A 21,635-nucleotide genomic window follows, 5' to 3' on the forward strand; every position below is an offset into this window, starting at 1 on the left:
CTCTTAACGGTTCTGTTCAGGATTCCACTGGGCATACCGCTGGCCGCGCAAGAACTGCCAGAGGCCGATGCTCATGCCCGCCAGTGTCACCAGCAGAAAGGCTGCGAGACGAAACGGTTTGGGCAAGCGGTGTTGCGAATCCAGCAGTCCGGCGATCGCCACGGCGTAACCGAACAGTTGCGCGATCAGGCTCAGGCGATAGAAACCATGCTCGTTCCACAGCCAGAAGTTGCTCAGCAGCAACGGCAGCAGGAGGATCGGCGCCAGACGGCGGATCAGTTTGTGGCTGATCAGTGCGAGCGAATACAGGCCGTGTTTGAGTGGGTTGAGCAACTCGCTGCGCTGGGCCAGGCTTTGCAGGCCACCGACGGTGACCCGTTGACGACGGCGGAACTGTTTATCCGCCTCGTCTACACCGTGGTCGATCACCTGCGCCTCGGGCACGTAGACGATGCGTTTGTGCGCCACTGGCGCGCAGGTGCTGATAAAGAAATCGTCGTTCACTTCGGCCGGGACGTTCTGGAACAGCTCGCGGCGCAGGGCGAGCAGGGCCCCGTCGGCGGAGACCATGCAGCCGGTGCGATTTTCCACCCGGCGCAGCCAGCCTTCGTAATGGCGATAGAGGCTGTCGCCGACGCTCAAGCCGCCGCCAGTGACGGGAATCACCATGTGCCCGGCGCAGGCACCGACCTGCGGATCGCTCAACGGCGCGAGCAAGTGGCCGAGGGTGTCGCGCGACCATTGGTTGTCGGCATCGGTGAACACCAGAATGTCGCCGGTACTCAGCGCCACGCCGGCATTCAACGTGGCGGCTTTGCCCTGGCGCGGCAGGTCGAGCACAGTGATGCGCGGATCGACAACTTTCTGCGCGCACGCCACGGTGTCATCGCTCGAGCCGTCGCTGGCCAGAATGATCTGCAAACTGGCGGGTTGATAATCCTGGGCCAGCAGAGTGCGCAACTTGTGCTCGATATGCCGCGCCTCATTGTGCGCGGCGATCACGATGCTGATGTTCAGCGGCGGCGCCGGGGTGTGGCGCCAAGCCGGAAACAGCGGCGCCAAGATCGTCAGTAGCAGCGGATAACCGATATAGGCGTACACCGGCAACAACAGGCACATCCAGAACATGAATTCAGCCACGGGCGGGCCTCCTGGCGTTCCAATGACACAGACTGAGAATGAACGCGGCACCGGCCAGATGCAGGCGCAGCCAATGCAAGCCCCACAGTTGCAGGGTCAGGCCGACATCGCGATGTTTGATGCTCTGGCGAATGCTCAGCACCAGGCCCGGTAACAAGGTCAACATCACCATGATCGCGGCGTGATGCGGGAAGCCGTCGAGCAGTGCAGAAATCGCCAGAAAATCCAGAATCCACACCGCAATCGACAGCATCGGAAAACGCAGCAAACGCAGGCTGAAACCGTGGGTGCGCAGCAGTTGCAAATGACTGCCCTGACGCCATAGTTCCTTGCCCATCCACTCGCGCCAGTTCATTTCGTAACCCCAGTGCAGGGCGACGTTGTTGTTGATCGACAGCAGCACCGCACCGTGTTGGCGCAGGCGCAGGGTGAACTCCTTGTCTTCGCCGGTGCGCAGGTTTTCGTTGAAACCGCCGACCTTGTCGAACCAGCGTTGGCGCATCAACAGGTTGGAGCTCGGCAGCCAGTCCACTCCATGTGAGGTCTGCGAGGACACGCGCAGGGTGCGCCGCTGCCACGCGGTGGCGTACCAAGGCGCTTCGGCGGGGGTGTGCAGATCCAGGCCGAACACATCGGCCTGAGCACTGGCCTCCAGATCGAACAGCGGCTTCAGCCAGTCTTCCGGCATTTCGATATCGGCGTCGATGAAGGCCAGCCATTCACCCGTGGCGATGGCCGAACCGCGATTGCGCAGGGCGCCGATCAGCAATCCGGGCATGACCAGCACCTGTGCGCCGAATTGCCGGGCGATCTGCGGGCCTTCGTCGCTGGAGCCGTTGTCGACGACGATCAGCTCGCATTCGATGTCGGCCGCGTGCGCGGCTTTTTGCGCGGCCAGCAGGGTACGGCCAATGTGGCGGGCCTCGTTGTACATCGGGATGACGATGCTGATCCGGCTCATGCCTTGGCCTCCGTCAATGGGGCTTGCTCGGCTTTGAGGCGCAGGACGCTGGTCAGCGCGAGCATGATCCACACGTATTTCTGGTTCGGTGCGCTGAGGAACATCAGGAACAGGGTCAGCGACAGAAAACTCACACCCAAGTGGGTCATCAAGTCGGCCTGTTGCCAATCGCGTCGTAGCATCCACGCTGCCCGCGCGCGGATCAGGTTGTACAACCCGAGGCCGAGCATGCCGACAAACAACAGGCCGGCCGGAACGCCGATCTCACTGAAAATTTCCAGGTAGGTGTTGTGGGCGCGGCGGTAGAGGTCGCCGATCTTGCGGTTGGCGGAAAACGCCTTGGCGTAACCGGTGGTGGCGTAGTGCAGCGGGAAGGTGCCCGGGCCGGAACCGAGCAGCGGGTTCTCGCGGATCATCTGGCTGCCAACCACGATGTACGAAGCGCGGCGACCAAGGGATTCGTCCTGCGCCTTGGAGCCGGCGCTGAGGATACTCAGCGACTGGATGCGCGCCATGTAGCCGGCGGGCATCGCATAAATGGCCAACGGAATCACGATTGCCGCGCCAAGCATGGCGAAGCCTAAATGCCGAGGACGAATCCGCGTCAGTTGGGAGCGGTAATGCCAGCAGCCGATCAACAGACTCAAGGCCACCACCACCAGCCCCGAGCGCGATTCGGTCTTCGTCATGCCACCGAGTAACAGAATGCAGCAGCCGCCCCAGAACAACCGATGCAACAGGTTCGGGCTGCGGATCACCAGCAGCAGCGCCAGCGGAATGGCGAAGGCGATCAGCATGGCAAAAGCGTTAGGGTCTTCGAGCAACCCGGCGGCACGGCCCTGATCCTGGAACTTTGCCGAGAACATGGCCATGGCGCAGGTGGTGCTGATGGCCAGAGTCGCCAGTCGGGCGAACAGATCAAGGTTCAGTTCGCGACCGATCAGCAGGGTGATGACAAACAGCACCAGGCCGACACTCAGTTCGCGCAGGTGCCCGAGCGACATGCCCATGTCATCGGTATTGAACAGGCTCAGGAAGTACAGAACCATGAACCAGATCAAGTAACGCCAGATATTGCTGCGCAGGCGCTCCGAGGGCATCTGGTGCAGAGCCAGTTGCAACATCAGGATCACTGCCAGCGAAGCGCCGAGGAGTTTGCTTCCAGACAGAAGACTGTCCTTGAAGAAACCTTCGAACGGCACCAGCGCAACGATACCGAGCAGGCCCCAGGTCGGCTTGCGATACAACACCGCGAAACCCACCAGGCCCAGCACCGCTCCCGGCGCCAGATAAGGATAAGGGCTGGCCAGCAAAGCGATGCAGACCAGACCGAGCAAACTGACGATCGAGAGCGGGAAAATCATGCGCGTGCCTCCCGTGCCGTGCGGATGTACAGCTGCGACCAGCGTTCGGCCAACGCCTTGAGGTCGTAGCGATCCTGTTGCGTGCGTTTTGCGTTGTCGCGCAGTTGCCGCCCCAGTTTCGGTTCGTTCAACAGCGCGTCGAGCTGGCGGGCGAGGGCAGCACTGTCGGCCGGTTCGGCGAGTAACCCGTTGTGCCGGTGTTCCAGCACATCGGGAATCCCGCCAACACCGAACGCCACCACTGGCACACCGGCCTGCATCGCCTCCAGCAAAATCATCGGCGTGCCCTCAGTGCGCGAGCTGATCACCAGCGCATCGAGTTGCTGCCACCAGGGTTGCATCGCGATCTGATAACCGGGCAAGCGAATCCGTTGCTTCAAGCCGGCGCCGTCGATACGCGCCTGCAATGCCTCGTGTTCCGGGCCGTCGCCGAGCATCACAGCGTCCAATTGCGGATGCTGATGACACAGTGGAATCAGCGCATCAAGAAACAGATCCGGGCCTTTCTCGCTACTGAGCCGACCGACATATCCGGCGAGCCAGCGTGGCCGATCAGTGTTGTGGACCATCTGCGCAGGGGCGGCCGGCAAACCATTGGGGATCACCTGCAACTTCTCCGCCCGGACACTGGCCTGACGGTGCAACACGGCGATGCTTTCCGCCACGCAGACCACCCGGTTTACCGAAGCAGTGCGGCACAGTTGCAGGCTGAGCCAGGTGTAGAACCTTTGCTTGCGGCTACGCGGGGTGAACCCGTGTTGGGTGATCACCAGCGGCAGGCGCAACAGCGTTGCGCCTGCCCAACCGAACAGCAGCCCTTTGAAGTTGTGCGTGTTGATCAGCGGCTGCTCGTGTTGCCGTTGACGCAAGTGCCGCAGCAATTCACCCAGCCCGGCACAGCCCTGGCAGTCCACCCCGGCCTCGCGAAAGCGCGCGATCAGTTCTGGCGGCGCGTCGAGAAACAGCACCTGATGCTGCCCCGGCGTCGCCAGACAATGATCCAGCAACATCCGCTCGGCTCCATAGAACCCGCCGCTGCTGAGCAAATGAATGATCGGCAGCGCGGCGTTCGGGGTAGGCGCGGTGTTCAATTGCGCACCCAGTGCAAGAAGCTTGGCACCGTCCAGTTCTTGTGTGGATTGCTCGGCAGCACGTTTTGGTCGTTGATCACCAACAGCACCGGAATGCCCAGTTCGTGGCTGATTTGCGCCGGATGTTTGAAGCGATGATCGAAGAACTCACGCACGTAGACGAAAGCGATCGCCAGCAGCAGACCGGTGAGCATGCCGAACGGGATAATCAGCCCCGGCTTGGGAAACGCCGCTTCGGTCGGTTCGAACGGCGGGCTCAATACCCGGGCGTTGGACAGATCATCGTTCAGCGCACCGGTTGTACTGCTTTCGGCAAAGCGCTGAGCGTAGGTCGAGAACGCGGCATGCAAGGCGTCGATTTCGGTGTCCATCTGCCGCAGCTTGCTTTGGGTTTGCTGCAGGTCGCGGATGCGCGCCTTGAACTCGGTGATGCGCGCGGTTTTCTGATCGATCACCTGTTGCACCACTGCCAGATCGTTGGTGCGTTCCTGAATGCGATTGCTCACCACTTTGAGGAATTGCTGACGGGTGCGGGCGATCTGCTCGCGGGTCAACAGCATCGGTTCGCTGCTGGGCTGGAAGACGGCGAGGTCATTCATATAGCGGCTGACCTGGGTGGTCAGTTGCTCGCCCATCTGTTTGATTTCCCGATCCTCGAACGCCACGTTGTCCACTGTGGTGGTGAAGGTGAAGGGGAAGGTGTAATCGTTGAGTTTGCTGGTGCTGGCGGCGGTCATCGCGGTTTTCAGGTATTCGAGCCAGCGCTGACTTTGCAGCAGGCGGTCGCGATACAGGTTCAGCGCTTGCTCTTCGGTGTTGATCGCGTTCAAACGGAAGGTGATTTCTTCCTTCGGATCGGACGCGCCGACACTCTCCAGCAGGGCCTGACGGTTGCCTTCCAAGCCATCGAGGCGCACTTGATAGAGGTGCTTCTTCGATTCATAGAAGGACTGTGGCAGGTCGATCGATTGCAGCGCCTGGCGGCTGAACAGGTAGTTTTGCAGCAGAGCGGCGACAAACGTCGTGCCTTGATGCGGGTCAGGGAAGCTGTAGATGATCGAGATCACGTTGGAGCCGGGCAGGGTCTCGATTTTCAGGCTGTCGATGGCTTGCTGGGTCAACGCATCAAGCGCCGTGTCACGCACCGGATCGGTTTCCAGCCCGAGCATGTTGCGCGTCGGGTTGATCACGTATTGGCGCAGCGGCGAACTGATGTAACGCTTGAACGGCTCGCTCACCAGTTTGCTGAAGATGCCCGGCGAAGGCGTGTATTCGCCTTTGTCGCGCAATTCGCTGATGGTCTGGCGGATCAGTGCTGGCGAACGGAGGATATTGCTCTCGGTTTCCATGTCCGCCAGTGAAGGTGGAATGAAAGTGGCGTTGTCCACCGTCAGCGACGTGGTGGCGTCACCCTGGGAGAGTTTTTTCGACTGCACGATCACTTGCGCGGTGATATCGAAGCTCTGTTTGAGCAACAGGGGCAGCAGTAGGGCGATGACTGCAAAGGTCAGGAAGACGCGCTTCACCAGTTGCTTGTTGGCGAAGAAAATCCTGAAGAACTCATGCAGGTAGTTTTCCTTTGGGTTCATGGTCGGTCACCTGAGAGTTAGTTATCACTGTCTTTGTTGTCGACGCGGTAGCCGAAGCTGAAACCGACGCCCTGGAACAACACCACGTCGGCCAATTGCCGGGCGAGTTCGCCGGCGCTGGCCAGTTTGGTTTTCGGTACGAAGAGCATGTCGTCCGGTTGCAGATACGCGATCTGCGAAGCATCGCCGGAAAGGGCTTTCTCTACGTCGTAATGCACGGCCTGCACCTGATTGCCGTTGCGACGCATGATCACCACCGAGTCCAGCCGCGCCTTGACGTTGGTTCCGCGCGCCAAGGTCAGCGCTTCAAGCACCGAGACCGGCCGGCGAATCGGGTAGGAGCCTGGCTGACCGACTTCACCGAGCACGTAAATCTCGTTGCCTGCGGTGGATTTGAGCAGCACATCCACAGTCATCCGACCAGGCAGTTTTGCGTACCTCTGGTTAAGGAAGGTTTCCAGTTGATTGACGGTCATGCCTTGCAGCGGCACGGCACCGATCTCGGGGAAACTGGCGTAGCCGTCAGTGCCCACAGTGATCTCGCGGCTCATGCCGGTGGCTGGGTGATTCAGCGCGTTTTTCAGGTTTTGTTCGTTGGTCAGCGGGCTGATGATCTGCACGGTCAACTGATTGCGGTTGGGCTGGAACAGTTGTTTGCGCTGATACGCACGCTGGATTTCCTCACGCGCTTGCTCGCTGGTCAGCCCGGCGATTTTCACCGAGGTGTTGGCGCCCGGCAGTTCGATGGTGCCGTCCGGCAGCACCAGTTGGTTGCCGTTGAGCTGGCTGGCGGCGGTGAAGTTCAGACCGATCTGATCACCCGACTGCACGCGATAAGCGTCCGAGCCGCTGGTGCTGATGTGGAAGATCACGTCAAGCACATCCTGTGGGCGCAGGGTCTGCTCGATCTTCGGCATGTCGGTCGCCTGGGCGTTGGCCGGGGCGGCGGTGAGGATATTCACCGGCATGGTCTGGGTTTCGGAGGTGCTTGAGCAGCCCGCGAGCGGCAGCATCAGCAGCACAAGAATCTTGGCGTTCATGGCGTCATCCTTTGCGTTCGCTTACAGGTTTTTGTAAAGCCATTTAGGCATGTAGTACTTGCGCCGGTTGAACACGCTACCGACCACTTTTGCCCCGGCCTGAGTCAGGCGTTGCACGGCGGCCTGGGCGACTTCCCAGCGGGTGTCTTCGGCGCGAACGACAAACACCACGCCATCCACCTGAGTACTGATGACCAGCGTGTCGGCGGCGGAATACACCGCGTCGCCGTCAATCACCACGAAGCGGTATTGGCTGCCCAACTGGTCGAGCAACGGACTCAAACGCTCGGCGGTCAGGTGTTCCATGGTGCGGATCGGCCGGCCATTGGGCAGTACGTGAAATGGCAGGCTCGACACCTGCACCACGCAGTCTTGCAACAGTGGTGGATTATCCGGATTGAACAGCAAGTCGCGCAGACCGCGCTCTTTGCTCAGGTTCAACTGCTGGGTGAGATTGCTCGCCGACTGGCTGGCGTCGACCAGCAGCACCTGCCCGCTGCTCATTTGCGCCAGTTGACTGGCCAGCGCCAAAGCGCTGGTGGTGGTGCCGGCGCCGGGGTTGGCGGCTGTCAGGAACAGGATCCGCAGATCAAGATCCAGCACGGTCGACGTCAGGTTCGATTCGCTGGGGTTGGCAATGCTCAGGCTTTTGTTGGTTGAACCGTCCATTAGCTTGCTCCGTGGCCGCTGAATACTTTGAAGGGGGTTTTCAACAGGATCTTCAGATCAAGCAAAAGGCTTTGCTCGGCGATGTAGCTGAGGTCCAACTCAACGCGCTGGTCGAAGTCGATGTTGCTGCGTCCGGAGATCTGCCACAGGCCGGTCATGCCGGGGTAGATAGCCAGACGTGCGAGGTGGTTGTCCTTGTAGCGGTAAGCGTTGAACGAGGTCGGGCGGGGGCCGACCAGACGCATGTCACCGGTCACCACGTTGATCAGGTTGGGCAGTTCGTCGAGGCTGGTGCGCCGTAAAAAACTGCCGATGCCGGTGATGCGTGGGTCCTTGTCGATTTTGAAGTCGATGGCGTCGACCCCGTGCTTGTTGAGGTGACGCAGCGACTCTTTCAGCTCTTCGGCGTTGGCGACCATGGTGCGAAATTTGTACATGCCGAACTTGCGACCGCGGTAGCCGGTGCGTTTCTGCACGAACATCACCGGCCCTTGGCTGGTGAATTTGATGATCAGTGCCAGGCCAATCAACAGCGGCGAAATCAACAGCAGAATCGTCAGTGCGCCGAAGCAGGCCACCACCCGATTGGTACGCGACAGTTGCCATGGACGACCGCCGTCGCGCCCCGTGAACCAGCCGCGGCCCTGGCGATGAATCGCCGCATCGAGGCGCATTCGGTGCTCGGGGTCGACGCGCTTGTCACGACGCATCTCTTGGATCGACACACCTTTTTCATGTCCAGTCATGGAGTCCTCCACATAAATTCAGCCGCGAGCGGCACGTGGGCGATAGGCAGTGGGGTAGTAGTCGCGAAACCAGGCGATGAACCGCTCCAGTCCTTCATCCAGCTCTATTTGGGGCTGGAACCCGGTGGCCTGGGCCAGATCGCTGGCCTCGGCGCAGGTGTTGAGCACATCGCCCGGTTGCAGCGGCAGCAGCTCGACGATGGCTTTCTGGCCGAGGTGTTTTTCCATCAGGGCCAAGTAGGTTTTCAGTGCCACCGGGTGTTGCCCGCCGATGTTGAACAGCCGCCATGGCGCCATGCTGCTAGCCGGGTCGGGTTGCTCGCGATCCCACTCGGGCTGTGCCAGCGGCGGCATATCGGTGAGGCGGGCGATGCTTTCGATGATGTCGTCGATGTAGGTGAAGTCGCGCTGGTGCTCGCCGTAGTTGAACAGTTTCAGCGGCTCGCCTTGGCTGATCGCCCGGGCGAACTGGATCGGCGACATGTCCGGCCGACCCCAAGGGCCGTACACGGTGAAAAAGCGCAGGCCGGTGCAGGGAATGCCGAACAGATGGCTGTAACTGTGGGCCATCAGCTCGTTGGCTTTCTTGGTCGCGGCGTACAGCGACAGCGGATGATTGACCCCGTCCTTCACCGAGTAGGGCGTGTGCTGGTTGGCGCCATACACCGAGCTGGATGAGGCGTAGATCAAATGCTCGACCGGGTAATGCCGGCAGCTTTCAAGAATGTTCAGGAAACCGTTGAGGTTGCTGTCCAGATACGCCCGCGGATTTTCCAGTGAATAACGCACACCCGCCTGCGCGGCGAGGTGGATCACCACTTGCGGACGTTCACGGACAAACAGCGCGTCGATGGCCGACGCATCGGCCAGGTCAACCGTGGCGAGCTGGAAATCGCCGACCTGCCCGCGCACCCATTGCACGCGGTCGTGCTTGAGCTGCGGGTCGTAGTAGGCGTTGAAATTGTCCAGGCCGACCACCGAGTGCCCGTCGCGCATCAGCCGAAGGACGCAATGGGCACCAATGAAGCCAGCCGCGCCGGTGACCAGAATCTTCATGGTCGCAGCCCTTCGGGGGCGATGTGGCGCAGGCCGATGCCGCTGTAATGCAGACCCGCTGCGGCGAGATGTTCCGGGTTGTAAAGGTTGCGTCCGTCGACCACCACCCGTGAGCGCAGTTTGCTGGCCAGCAGCTCGAAATCCACCACGCGAAAGTTTTTCCACTCGGTGCAGATCACCAGTGCATCGGCGTCTTCGAGGGTGTCGTCGCGGGTGGCGCACAGGTGCAAATCGTTGCGGTAGCCGTAAATGCGTCGGCATTCGGACATGGCTTCCGGATCGTAGGCTTGCACGCTGGCGCCCTCGGCCCATAACGCATCCATCAGGTAGCGGCTGGGCGCTTCACGCATGTCATCGGTGTTCGGTTTGAACGCCAATCCCCAGATGGCGATGGACTTACCGGCCAGGCCTTGGGGGAACTGCGCTTTCAATTTGCTGAAGAGAATGTGCCGCTGCAGATCGTTGACGTCGGTGACGCTGCGCAGCAGTTTGAGCGGCATGCCGTTGTGTTCGGCGGTGTGCAGCAGGGCGCGCAAGTCCTTGGGAAAGCACGAGCCACCGAAGCCGCAGCCCGGATAGATGAAGTGATAGCCGATGCGCGGGTCGGAGCCGATGCCTTTGCGCACCGCTTCGATGTCGGCCCCAAGCAGTTCGGTGAGGTTGGCTAGTTCGTTCATGAAACTGATGCGGGTGGCGAGCATCGCGTTGGCCGCGTACTTGGTCAGCTCGGCGCTGCGGTTGTCCATGAACATCAGTTTTTCGCGATTGCGGCAGAACGGTGCGTACAACTCGCTCATCTGCTCGCGGGCTTCTTCGTCGCGGGTGCCGACGATGATCCTGTCCGGGCGCATGCAGTCGGCGAGGGCGCTGCCTTCCTTGAGAAACTCGGGGTTGGACACCACGTGCACCTGCAAATCGGTCTTGCCGCGGCGCAGCAACTCGCTGTTGGCGGCGGCCAACACCTGATCCGCCGTGCCGACCGGCACCGTGGACTTGATGATCAGCGTGCGATCGGCCTCCATGTGCGAAGCGATTTGCCGAGCGACATTGAGTACGTGGCTGAGGTCGGCGGAACCGTCCTCATCGGCCGGAGTGCCGACCGCGATGAAGATCAATTCGGCATGCTCGACCGCGTCGCTGGCCTGGGTGCTGAACAGCAGGCGCCCGGCCTTAATGTTTTCTTCAAGGGTGCTGGAGAGGCCAGGTTCACTGATTGGCGGTACGGCTTGTTGCAGTTGTTTAATCTTGTTCGGGTCAATATCAACGCATAAAACCCGATGACCTACATCTGCAAGTGCGGCGGCTTGTATAAGTCCAACATAGCCCGTGCCAAATACGCTCACGTCCATCTGCGCACCCTCGATAGAGCGAAAAGAAGAAGTTCGGAAGAAGACTGTAAAAGGGGTATAGCGCAGGGTTTGAAAAGCGTGTCAGCAAAATGACATGTTGCACCTGTATAACACTTGAGCGTTTTTTGGCGATTAGCCATCAAGTCATTGCTGCGATTAGATTTGTTGATTTTTTGCAGATTTGTTCAGATTTCAAATAAGCGATGGATGGTCGTAAGCCTCTAGTCTTAAGGCTTGTAGCGTTTGTGGTGTGTCAGATTTGAGTCATCTTTTTTTTGACGCTTTCTAAAAAAAACAGTCAATTCTTGCGCTTTGATGGCCGGGTGCTAGTGTCAGATTTTGACCGACAATCCCTTGACCCTCTGCCGTTTTGCACGACCGGTATTGCCCATGTTCAGATACGCCAAAGAACTGCTTTTAATTGTTTATTTGCTGCTTTATTCCGAATATTACATAGAGCGGTTAAATGCTATCGGCCTGGGTTTTGCTGTGCTTCTTTTTGGCGCGATGTTTTTGGCGCTTACTTTAGCGTTATATCTAACGGCCTATATACGGCACACTCTCGTTCGACATTTATTCGCATTGACGATGTTTGTTTCGGCGGTGTTTTTTGATGTCTATACCCGGGTCACGGCGGATTACCTGAACTACAGCAGCTTCGTCTCGCTGGTGTACTCCGGCGGCTTCATTCAGGAGGCGGCTTACCAGTATCGCGACGCGATCATCCACGGCGCCCTCAGTGGCTTGTTGCTGTTGTTTGGCATCGGTTTGAAACCACGGCATTCACTGAGGGTGCCGAATGGATTGCGTGTTGCGGCACCGATCTGTGGCGTGCTGTTGCTCAGTGCGGTGCTGTTTTTGCGTGCGGGCGAGGGCGCCCGTGGTTTGCCGATCATGTACACGCCGCTGGCCTATCTGAATCTTTTTGCCTATGAAGCACTGCACAACACCGTCGGCCCGCGTGAGCCGGTAACGCTGACACGCAACGCGCAAGCGGTCGGCCATGACATCGTGCTGATCATCGACGAAAGCATTTCCGGCAATTACCTGGACATCAACGCGCCGTTCGGCGTGCACAGCAACCTCAAACAACCGCAGGCCGGCGTAGACATTTTCAATTACGGTTACGCCGCGTCCATTGCCAATTGCAGCGCCGACACCAACATCACCCTGCGTTACGGCGGCACCCGCGCCGACTACATGCGTATCAACAGCACGTTGCCGTCAATCTGGCAGTACGCAAAAAATGCCGGGCTGCGCACCGTATATATCGACGCCCAGCGCACGGCCGGCAACCTGCAGAACCTGATGAACGACGCCGAGAAAAAGGACATCGACGAGTTCGTGCAATTCGACCAGACCAGCGTGCGCGACCGCGACATGGCCGCAGCGGCGAAGCTGATCAGTCTGCTCAACGACGATAAGTCAGAGCTGATCCTGATCAACAAGGTCGGCGCGCATTTCCCGGTGCACGATAAATATCCGGATGCCTTCATGGCGTACCGTCCGACCCTGCCGCGTGGGCAGTTCACTGAAGTGGCCGACACTGGCGAGCGTAACGGTTTCAACGGTCAGCCGGATGACTGGGTGCTGTACCGCAACGCCTACAAGAACACTGTTTTATGGAATGTCGGCGAGTTCTTTTCGCGGGTGTTTGCCCAGGCCAACCTCAACAATGCGTTGCTGATCTACACCTCCGATCATGGCCAGGATCTGCATGAGCGTGGCAATCCAGGGCTCAACACGCATTGTGGAGGCGATCCGGTGGAGGAAGAGGGGTTGGTGCCGTTGGTGGTGATTTCCGGCAGCAACCTGAAGACACTGGACTGGCCCGCTCAACTGGCGGCGAACAAGGATCGCTCCAGTCACTACAACATCTTCCCGACCCTGTTGCAGTTGATGGGTTACGACCTGGCGGGGATCGAGGCGGTGTATGGCAAGCCGTTGACGGTGTCGACGGCGGATGAGTTCACCTTCAACTATCGCTTCAATGCTCGGCTGGGGGCCAAGCCTGAATGGAAGCACATTGATCTGGGCAGCATTGTGACGCCGTCGCAGGCTGCGACCAGTGTGGCGGCGGGGCAGTAGGTTTCGAGGCAAACGCTCAGTCGGTTTGCAAGGCAAACACCCAGAGCGCATCGGCTGACGAGTCGCAGACATACAGTTGCTGACGGTCGCGACTGAACATAGGGCTTTGCGGATATTCGCCGGCCGTAAACGTGTGAATACTGCGCCGCGATACGGTATCGATGATTGAGACCGTTCGTTCGCCGGCGCTGCAGCAGCAGGCGAGACGGCCGTCCGCGCTGACGACAAAGCCGTGGGGGAATTGAGGGGTCGGGATCAAGTCAATCAGTTTGCCCATGCCCAGATCGATGACCGCAGTACTGCTATCTGCGCTGCGATAGGGCACATAGGCCAACTGATTGTCGGGACTTAGAGTCACTTCCTCAAAGGAGCTGGGGAGGGTCAAAACAATCTGCGTCTCGGCATTGCGGGTGTTCAGGAACCGCAGTTCATGATGAATGTAGTCGCAGTAGTACAACCGATCGTCGGCACTCAATGCCGCGCCACTGGTGAACGGCCCGGTATCGAAGCTGGCGACGACCTTGGCGCTCGCCGTATCGATCTCATGGATATGCCCGTTTACATGGTTGTTGCTGTGCACAAACAACCGCGCGCCGTCAGCGCTGAGCGCCAAAGAATGTCCTTGGGCAGCGCCGATGGTCTGACGGATACGTTGGCGGCGGGTATCGATGGCCAGTACCAGCGGTTGATCGAGGCCGGTTATATAAGCGGTCAAACCGCTGTTGTCGATGACGATCGCCATGGGCCGGATGGGTAGCCGTATCAACGCGCTCACCCTGTGCAACTGGAGATCAATGATCGACAGGCTGCGGCCTTCGGTATTGCACACATAGGCAACCGGCAGTTTCGGGTGCAGGGCGATGGCGCCGGGTTCACGCCCCACTGTGATGACCTCGATGACCCGGGAGGTGCATTTGAGCAAAGCAGGGAGCGATTCATACACGATGGTTGTCTTCATAATGGCATTGCCTTTTGCACTCAACTGTCCCTGTTCGACGGCCTGTCTACTGGGCGAGCCTATTAGATACCCGTGCCCTGTACTGCGCTACTGTCAGAGTTGACAGGTACCGCCCCCCAAAAATACCCACGGCCGCTATCCTTGAGCCACTTGCAACTTTTGGATGACGGCATGCTTCATGTTCTGGATGTCTTTAAAAGCTATCTCACCCCCCAAGGCCCTTTGCCGGTGCTGCAAGGCGTCGACCTGACGCTCGAACCCGGCAGCAGCCTGGCGCTGATGGGCGAATCCGGCAGTGGCAAAAGCACCCTGCTGCATCTGGTGGCTGGCCTCGACAAGGTTGACAGCGGCAGCATTCGCAGCGGCGAGCATCGCCTCGAAAGCATGAACGAAGCGCAACTGGCCAACTGGCGACGCACGGAAATCGGTCTGGTGTTCCAGCAGTTCAACCTGATCGGCAGTTTGCGCGTCGAGGACAATCTGGCGTTTCAGGCGCGCCTGGCCGGGCGTCATGAACCGCGTTGGCAGGCGCATCTGGTGCAGCGTCTGGGGCTGGGCGATTTGCTCAAGCGCTATCCCGAGCAATTGTCCGGTGGCCAACAGCAACGGGTCGCACTGGGCCGGGCGCTGGCCTCGCAGCCGAAACTGCTGTTGGCCGACGAACCCACCGGCAGTCTCGATGAAGCGACCAGCGACGAAGTGCTGCGCCTGTTGCTGGAGTTGCTCGATGACACACCAACAACCTTGTTGATGGTCACCCACAGCCCCCGGTTGGCAGCGCGGTTGGCGCAGCGGGTGGTGCTCTCCAACGGGCGGCTGACGTGATCGTCTTTTGGCAAACCCTGCGCGCGCTGCTCAGCCATTGGCGGCGGCACCCGGTGCAGTTCTTCAGCGTACTGACCGGGTTGTGGCTGGCCACCAGCCTGTTGACCGGTGTCGAGGCGCTCAACAGTCAGGCCCGTGACAGCTACGCCCGCGCGAGCCAACTGATCGGCGGCGAACCGCAGGCGAGCCTGAGCACGCCGAACGACGCGACGTTCCCGCAGCAATGGTTCATCGATCTGCGCCGTCAGGGCTGGCCGGTGTCGCCCCTGTTGCAGGGCCGCTTGAACCTCAAGGATCACGACAATCAGCGTCTGCAGGTGATGGGTATTGAGCCGGTGTCACTGCCGGCCGATTCTGCGGTGGCCGGGGAGGCGATGCCGATCGAACGCATCGTCGAGTTCTTCACGCCACCGGGCAGTACGTGGATTTCCCCGGAAACCTTGCAGGCCTTGAACCTGCGCGAAGGCGCCACGCCGCAAACGATCACTGGCCAGACGTTGCCGCCGCTGCGCGCGCAAAAGGACATGGCACCCGGCGTGTTACTGGTGGATATCGGCGTCGCGCAAACCTTGCTCGAACAACCCGGACAACTGTCACGGCTGTTACTGCCGAAGGATTTCCACGGCGAGTTACCGGCCACGTTTGAAGGCCAATTGCAGCTCAAGAGCAGTGGCGAGGAAAACAATCTGGCGCGACTGACCGAGAGCTTTCATCTCAACCTTGATGCCTTGGGATTCCTCTCGTTCCTGGTCGGTTTATTCATCGTCCACGCGGCCATTGGCCTTGCTCTGGAGCAACGGCGCGGCTTGCTGCGCACGCTGCGCGCCTGTGGGGTCAGTGCGCGGATGTTGATTGGCTGTCTGGTGGTTGAGCTGGGTGTGCTGGCACTGATCGGCGGCGTGTTCGGCGTGGTCAGCGGTTATTGGCTGGCCAGCGTCTTGCTGCCGGATGTCGCCGCCAGCCTGCGCGGTTTGTACGGCGCGGAAGTGGCGGGGCAGTTGCGCTTGAGCCCCTGGTGGTGGTTCAGCGGGATTGGTTTGAGTCTGTTTGGAGCTTTGCTGGCCGGGGCCAACAGCCTGTTGCGGGCGGCGCGTTTGCCGCTGTTGGCGGTGGCCGATCCGCAAGCCTGGCACCAGCAATATGCGCGTTGGCTGCGTCGCCAGGGTTGGCTGGCCTTGGTGTTGGGCGTGATTGCGCTGGTGGCGTTGATCTGGGGCGACAGTCTGGCCAGCGGTTTTGTGTTGATGGCGGGGTTGTTGCTCGGTGCCGCGTTGGCCTTGCCTGTGTTGCTGAGTGCGATATTGAGTCCGTTGCTCGGACGCAGTCGCTCAGTGCTCGGCCAGTGGTTTCTCGCCGACTGCCGGCAGCAACTTCCGGCATTGAGTCTGGCGCTGATGGCTTTGCTCCTGGCGCTCGCCGCCAATATCGGCGCCGGCAGCATGACCGCCGGTTTTCGCCAGACCTTCAACGACTGGCTCGAACAACGTCTGAGCGCCGAGCTTTACATCAACCCGACCAAACCGGCTCAGGCCCGCGAAATGTACAGCTGGCTGAAACAACAGCCGCAGGTCACGGCAATACTGCCCAACTGGCAGGTGTCGGTAACGTTGCAAGGCTGGCCGGCGGATGTGTTCGGGGTGATCGACCATGCTTATTATCGTCAGCACTGGCCGTTGCTAGACGCCAGCGGCAGTGATCCGTGGGCGCATCTGGCAACGGACGATGCGGTGATGCTCAGCGAGCAACTCGCGCGACGGCTGAAAGTGCGCGCGGGTGATCGCCTGACAATTCCCGCACCGAATGGCGCCTGGTCGCCGCGCATCGTCGGCATCTACGCCGATTACGGCAATCCCAAGGGCCATTTGCTGGTCAACATCAATCACCTGCTGCGCGGCTGGCCACAACTGACGCCAAACCGGTTCAATCTGCGCATCGACCCGCAAAACATTCCGGCATTCGTGAGTGCGTTGCAGGCGCGCTTCCAACTGGATGACAGTCGAATCGTCGATCAGGCGCGGCTCAAGGGCTGGTCGGTTCAGGTGTTCGAACGCACCTTCGCCGCCACCGCCGCGCTGAATAGCCTGACCTTGGCGGTCGCGGGCGTGGCGCTGTTCATCAGCCTGCTGACCCAAAGCCAGAGTCGTCTCGGCCAACTCGCACCACTGTGGGCGTTGGGCGTGACGCGACGTCAGTTGATGCTGCTCAACCTCGGCCAGACCTGGCTGCTGGCAGTATTGACGCTGGTGTTGGCGCTGCCATTGGGCATCGCGCTGGCGTGGTGCCTGGATGCGGTGATCAACGTGCAGGCGTTTGGCTGGCGTCTGCCGTTGCGAGTGTTTCCGTGGCAATTGGTGCAGTTGATGGGCTTGGCGTTGCTCGCGACTTTGCTGGCCTCGGCGTGGCCATTGTATTCGCTGTACCGCACGCAACCGGTGGATCTGCTGAGGACGTTTGCCCATGAGGATTAACCTCGTTGTGCTGATGCTTGTGCTGTTGCTCGCTGGCTGCGATCAGTCAGCGCCTGAGCAGAAGGGTTTTGCCGGGATGGGCGATCAGGCACAGGCATTTACTCCGGTGGTGCCGGGACGGGTGTTCAGCTTCCCGGCGGATCATGCTGCCCACGACGGGTTTCGCATCGAGTGGTGGTACGTCACCGCCAATCTCAAGGATCAGCAGGGCAATGAATTTGGCGTGCAATGGACGCTTTTTCGCAGTGCATTGAAACCAGTGCCGGAGCAAACAGGGTGGGGCAATCAAACGATCTGGCTGGGGCATGCGGCGGTGACTTCCAGCTCGGTGCATCATGCTGCCGAACGCTATGCCCGGGGTGGCGTCGGTCAGGCTGGCGTGCGTTTGGTGCCGTTCGAGGCGTGGATTGACGATTGGATGTTCGCCAGTCAGGCGCAGGATCCTTTGACTGACCTGCAACTGAGTGCGCGCGATAAATCCTTCGCCTATCAACTACACCTCACCTCCAGCCGTCCGCTGGTGCTGCAGGGTGATAAAGGATTCAGTCAGAAATCGGAGGAGGGGCAGGCGTCGTATTACTACAGCCAGCCGTTTTTCCAGGCCAGCGGCACCTTGCAGATCGACGGCCAGACCTACACCGTCAGCGGCCCGGCCTGGCTCGACCGCGAGTGGAGCAGCCAACCGCTGACCGCCAACCAGACCGGCTGGGACTGGTTCTCCCTGCATCTGGATAGTGGCGAACACATCATGCTGTACCGCATGCGCCAGAAGAACGGTGCGCCTTATCTGACCGGCACCTGGATCAACGCTGACGGCCAGACGCAAACCCTGCACAGCGAGCAGATCAAACTCACGCCGCAAGACACTGCCCAGGTCGCTGGCCGCTCGATGCCGGTGCGCTGGTCGATCAGCATCCCGGAAAAACACCTCGACATCAGCCTGTCGGCGCTCAACCCCAATGCGTGGATGAACCTGCGCATTCCCTACTGGGAAGGCCCGGTGCGCATCAACGGCAGTCATGGCGGGCAGGGCTATCTGGAAATGACCGGTTACTGAGGGAGTGCATGGATTGAGTTGAACTCCATTTGATCTCTCAACCTCTACAAAAGGACTCGCCCGCCATTAACGTCGCCCGCGAAATGGACGGCCCCGAAGCCCGAGGACTACCCCGATGAAACCGACATCCGAAAACGAGCCCCCCGACGAACCCCGGCCAGCGGGGGAAACCGAGCGTGACAACGATGCATTGCGGCCCACCGATCCGAAGAAACGCGAGGAAAGCGGCAAAGGCACCGCCAGTGGCGAATCCACCGCGCAAGAAACCGCCGCACCACACACCAAGGTCAAGCCCTGAACAGCGTCTATGCTCAGTGACACATCTGACGCTTGGGACGAGTCCGGCGCCGGGTGCTGCCACTCACTACAGGGAAAGTACGCTTATGAAGCTCCATGCACTGGCCAAGTCGATCACCCTTGCAACCCTTCTGTCCGCCACCAGCCTTGGCGCGATTGCCGCCGAGATACCCCTGTCCGCCACCATCGAGGCAGATCAGGTCACCACCAAAGTGGTGTCCGTTGATGCAGCCAATCATCAGGTCGTGCTGGAAGGCGCTGAGGGTCGTCAGGTTCACGTTCAGCTCAGCGACAAAGCGAAAAACCTCGCCAATCTGAAGGTCGGTGATCTGGTCAAGGTCGAAGTTCAGCGATCCGTCGCGGCCTACCTCGACACCGATGTGGATAAAGGTCTGCCTGGCACCGTCGAACGGTCCGGCGAAGTGCGTAACGCTCCCGGCAGCGATAATCCCGGCGGAGAGGCTTATCGCCAGATTCAGGTGCAGTTGGAAATCACCAAAATTGATTTGAAGAAAAATCAGGTAACCCTGAAAAACCCGGCGGGCCAGTCGAAAACCCTCGACGTGAAATCGCCTGAAAACCAAGCCAAGCTGAAAGATCTGAAAGTCGGACAGAGCGTTTTTGTCACTTACACCGATATCTTAAAAGTGACCAGTCAACACGAAAGTTGAGTATTAACTCTACAGGGTGACTGCTCTTGTACAGTTTATGTATGAGAGTAGTCATACTATTAGTTGAGTTTGCTTTTCTTGAAAGTTTCCCGAAAGCAATCGCCGATAAATATCTATTAACTTATTCGTACATAAATTTCATGTACGTCGATGACGACATAACCGCCAACTTCTATTAAAATCCCTCCCGTTCGCCCAGTGTCAGGGCTCTTTACCGGTGCATGGATTGCCAGGCCATTACACTGGGCGAACACCTCCTCGGGAGCAGATGTATACAATTTCAGTTAACAAAAATGGCGACTTTAAAGTCGCCCTTTTTGTTGCTCTGAATATTTTCATGCATGCGTCGCAGTTTTGGTTCGCTGTCCCTGAAAGCGCTTGATCGTTGCCTGATACATTTTCGTCCGACGGTGATTTTCCCCGTAGGTGCCAGCCGCAGCGACCGTTCCTGCCTGGATGTGATCGAGATAGCGGAAAATCTTGCGTGGCGACAGGAACCTGATGCCATAGCCCAGACCCTCCATCCGATCCTGCAATGTATAACCCGGCACTCGATCATCCATGCAAAAGTGCAGGCCCAGCGACTTCATCAATCGAGCATTCCACAAGGTGCAGAAACTTTTCAGATGAGTTTCTTTATAAGGTCTCGGCGGTTTGGATTTCAAACCCAAACGGACTTTTAACTGGCGAACATAATGCTTGCAAAAGCGCGAAGTTAAGCGCCAGGTATCCCGCACAACCCCCCGATTGATTTGCTCGACACAACCGACTGCCGCCATATCCGCACTTTTCGTGCATTCGCGCATCATCATCGCAAACACTTCTTTGTCGTAGACAAAAGTGTCGGTGTGCAGCAAGAAAAGGTAATCGGTTTCAACTTTTTCCAGCGCCAGATCCAGTGCCTTGCCATGGGCAATATGGCCGGCTTCTTTGCACGGCGAAGGCCGCTCAATCAGATTGATCCAATCAAGCGAACGCAAGTAATCCAGACTTTCATCTGCCGAATCGTTGTCCACCACCCACACCGGAATTCGCTGTTCAACGACGTGCTGGTGCAATAACTCCAGGCACATCCTGGTGATGTCCGGGGTTTTGTAATTGACCAAAACGAGACTGAAGTTCGGCTGTGGCTGGGTTGGCAGATCAAACGCACTCATAACAGAAAGACTCATCCGCGATTCAATGGCGACAGGGTTCATGAGCCGGGAGGGTAGCGAGGCAACCTTAGGCGAAGCTTAATTTCCAGAATCGCGCGGCAGACACGCTAAACTGCGCGCCCCTTTACGGTTCAAGGAAGAAACGGCGAGCGCCGTTGTGTCACGGATGAAAAAACCACTCTCCCTCTACCATCCAGCCCTGTACTGGCTGCGCGTATGGCAAAAAAGACTGTTCCGCCAAATCGCCTGGCACTGCTCCGGCAAACGCTACGCACGACCTGTTGAATTGGCCGAGCGGCTTCCATTTCGCTACCTCAAACACACCTCAAAACTCATCCGCAAACTCGGCGACTCCGACCTCGCCCTGCAACACAACAAAGTCATCAACCTGAAGCTCGCCGTCGCCGCCATCGACGGCGTCGTCATTGCACCTGGCGAACACTTCTCCTTCTGCCGCCTCGTCGGCCGTCCGACTCTGAAGCGCGGCTACGTTGAAGGCATGGAACTGTCTTTCGGCGAAGCACGAACCGGGGTGGGTGGCGGGATATGCCAACTGAGCAACCTCATTCACTGGATGGCCATTCACTCGCCACTGGTAGTGGTCGAACGCTCCAATCACAGCTTTGATCCGTTTCCGGATGAGGGCCGAGTGCTACCGTTTGGCTCTGGGGCGGCAATTTTTTACAACTACGTTGATCTGGTGCTGCATAACCCGACGGATCGCAGTTTTCAGTTGAAGTTGAAGGTGGGCGAGACGCAGTTGGAGGGGGAGTTGTTGTGTGACCAGGTGCGGGCGTATCGGTATCACGTGTTTCAGGAAGGGCATTGGTTTGTGCGGGACGGGGGGAGGGTGTATCGGGAGAATGAGATTTGGCGGGAGGTCAGGGAGAAGGGGCAGGTGGGGGAGTTGGTGGTGCGGGAGAGGTTGTATCGGAATCGGGTGGTGGTTAAGTATGAGGTTGGAGACGACCTGATCGAGGCGGAGCGTTGAGTCGAAACTGACCAGAGCTCTCATGAATCAGTGAGTCAGGGAGTGTCATAAATTTTGTGTTCGGGCATAACATGCTGCAGAGGTGCATGTATGCCAACCAAAAAGAAACCGGCCCGTG

At 59.1% G+C, this 21,635-nt stretch carries 19 protein-coding genes; 7 read left to right on the forward strand and 12 right to left on the reverse strand.

Features of this window, described 5'->3' with window-relative positions; all coding sequences use genetic code 11:
- Positions 1-3: 3 nt before the first annotated feature.
- Genes ACA074_RS10700 through ACA074_RS10745 form a run of 10 tightly spaced genes read right to left on the reverse strand, consistent with a single transcriptional unit; the run spans position 4 to position 11,005 of the window.
- Positions 4-1,140, reverse strand: coding sequence for a glycosyltransferase family 2 protein (locus ACA074_RS10700; protein WP_497678967.1), 1,137 nt, complete (start codon positions 1,138-1,140; stop codon positions 4-6).
- Positions 1,133-2,101 carry a glycosyltransferase gene (locus ACA074_RS10705; RefSeq protein ID WP_187677037.1) on the reverse strand — a complete coding sequence of 323 codons (969 nt, stop codon included), beginning with the start codon at positions 2,099-2,101 and terminating at the stop codon, positions 1,133-1,135. The genes ACA074_RS10700 and ACA074_RS10705 overlap by 8 nt, the downstream gene beginning before the upstream one ends.
- Complete coding sequence (locus ACA074_RS10710) at positions 2,098-3,465, reverse strand: O-antigen ligase family protein (protein WP_497659220.1); 1,368 nt, start codon at positions 3,463-3,465, stop codon at positions 2,098-2,100. The genes ACA074_RS10705 and ACA074_RS10710 overlap by 4 nt, the downstream gene beginning before the upstream one ends.
- Positions 3,462-4,556, reverse strand: a complete 1,095-nt coding sequence (locus ACA074_RS10715; protein ID WP_497678968.1) for a glycosyltransferase family 4 protein — start codon at positions 4,554-4,556, stop codon at positions 3,462-3,464. Before ACA074_RS10715 ends, ACA074_RS10710 begins: the two co-directional genes overlap by 4 nt.
- Entirely contained in the window at positions 4,553-6,145 is a 1,593-nt protein-coding gene (locus ACA074_RS10720; RefSeq protein ID WP_187677040.1) for a GumC family protein, read from the reverse strand. Before ACA074_RS10720 ends, ACA074_RS10715 begins: the two co-directional genes overlap by 4 nt.
- A gap of 17 nt (positions 6,146-6,162) precedes the next feature.
- Positions 6,163-7,185, reverse strand: a complete 1,023-nt coding sequence (locus ACA074_RS10725; protein ID WP_187677041.1) for a polysaccharide biosynthesis/export family protein — start codon at positions 7,183-7,185, stop codon at positions 6,163-6,165.
- A 21-nt stretch (positions 7,186-7,206) separates the two neighbouring features.
- Positions 7,207-7,854: a CpsD/CapB family tyrosine-protein kinase gene (locus tag ACA074_RS10730; protein WP_008084477.1), complete on the reverse strand. Its 648-nt coding sequence runs from the start codon at positions 7,852-7,854 to the stop codon at positions 7,207-7,209.
- Complete coding sequence (locus tag ACA074_RS10735) at positions 7,854-8,600, reverse strand: sugar transferase (protein ID WP_497617566.1); 747 nt, start codon at positions 8,598-8,600, stop codon at positions 7,854-7,856. Before ACA074_RS10735 ends, ACA074_RS10730 begins: the two co-directional genes overlap by 1 nt.
- 18 nt (positions 8,601-8,618) lie before the next feature.
- Positions 8,619-9,656, reverse strand: a complete 1,038-nt coding sequence (locus ACA074_RS10740) for an NAD-dependent epimerase (RefSeq protein WP_489880800.1) — start codon at positions 9,654-9,656, stop codon at positions 8,619-8,621.
- Positions 9,653-11,005: a UDP-glucose dehydrogenase family protein gene (locus ACA074_RS10745; protein ID WP_497678969.1), complete on the reverse strand. Its 1,353-nt coding sequence runs from the start codon at positions 11,003-11,005 to the stop codon at positions 9,653-9,655. The genes ACA074_RS10740 and ACA074_RS10745 overlap by 4 nt, the downstream gene beginning before the upstream one ends.
- A gap of 390 nt (positions 11,006-11,395) precedes the next feature.
- Between ACA074_RS10745 and ACA074_RS10750 the strand changes: the two genes are divergently transcribed.
- A complete protein-coding gene (locus tag ACA074_RS10750) occupies positions 11,396-13,093 on the forward strand; it encodes a sulfatase-like hydrolase/transferase (protein ID WP_497678970.1) in 1,698 nt (565 codons plus the stop codon).
- A gap of 16 nt (positions 13,094-13,109) precedes the next feature.
- Here the strand turns inward: ACA074_RS10750 and ACA074_RS10755 are convergent, their stop codons facing one another.
- Entirely contained in the window at positions 13,110-14,051 is a 942-nt protein-coding gene (locus ACA074_RS10755; RefSeq protein WP_497617571.1) for a YncE family protein, read from the reverse strand.
- A 171-nt stretch (positions 14,052-14,222) separates the two neighbouring features.
- On the opposite strand from ACA074_RS10755, the gene ACA074_RS10760 reads away from it, so the two are divergent.
- The 5 genes from ACA074_RS10760 (at position 14,223) to ACA074_RS10780 (ending at position 19,369) form a co-directional block, all read left to right on the forward strand.
- Positions 14,223-14,876, forward strand: coding sequence for an ABC transporter ATP-binding protein (locus tag ACA074_RS10760; protein WP_497617573.1), 654 nt, complete (start codon positions 14,223-14,225; stop codon positions 14,874-14,876).
- Complete coding sequence (locus ACA074_RS10765) at positions 14,873-17,344, forward strand: ABC transporter permease (protein ID WP_497617575.1); 2,472 nt, start codon at positions 14,873-14,875, stop codon at positions 17,342-17,344. Before ACA074_RS10760 ends, ACA074_RS10765 begins: the two co-directional genes overlap by 4 nt.
- A complete protein-coding gene (locus ACA074_RS10770; protein ID WP_497678971.1) occupies positions 17,334-18,401 on the forward strand; it encodes a lipocalin-like domain-containing protein in 1,068 nt (355 codons plus the stop codon). Before ACA074_RS10765 ends, ACA074_RS10770 begins: the two co-directional genes overlap by 11 nt.
- A gap of 115 nt (positions 18,402-18,516) precedes the next feature.
- Entirely contained in the window at positions 18,517-18,699 is a 183-nt protein-coding gene (locus ACA074_RS10775; protein WP_497678972.1) for a hypothetical protein, read from the forward strand.
- 85 nt (positions 18,700-18,784) lie between these two features.
- Positions 18,785-19,369, forward strand: a complete 585-nt coding sequence (locus ACA074_RS10780; protein WP_497617579.1) for a hypothetical protein — start codon at positions 18,785-18,787, stop codon at positions 19,367-19,369.
- Between the two features lie 335 nt (positions 19,370-19,704).
- On the opposite strand, the gene ACA074_RS10785 is transcribed toward ACA074_RS10780, so the two are convergent.
- Positions 19,705-20,526 (reverse strand): glycosyltransferase family 2 protein, encoded by an 822-nt coding sequence (locus ACA074_RS10785; RefSeq protein ID WP_497618221.1) that lies wholly within the window; start codon positions 20,524-20,526, stop codon positions 19,705-19,707.
- Between the two features lie 166 nt (positions 20,527-20,692).
- Between ACA074_RS10785 and ACA074_RS10790 the strand changes: the two genes are divergently transcribed.
- Positions 20,693-21,517, forward strand: a complete 825-nt coding sequence (locus ACA074_RS10790; protein ID WP_497678973.1) for a VanW family protein — start codon at positions 20,693-20,695, stop codon at positions 21,515-21,517.
- Positions 21,518-21,635 lie beyond the last annotated feature (118 nt).

The sequence above is a fragment of the Pseudomonas sp. LBUM1655 genome, from assembly GCF_059716085.1.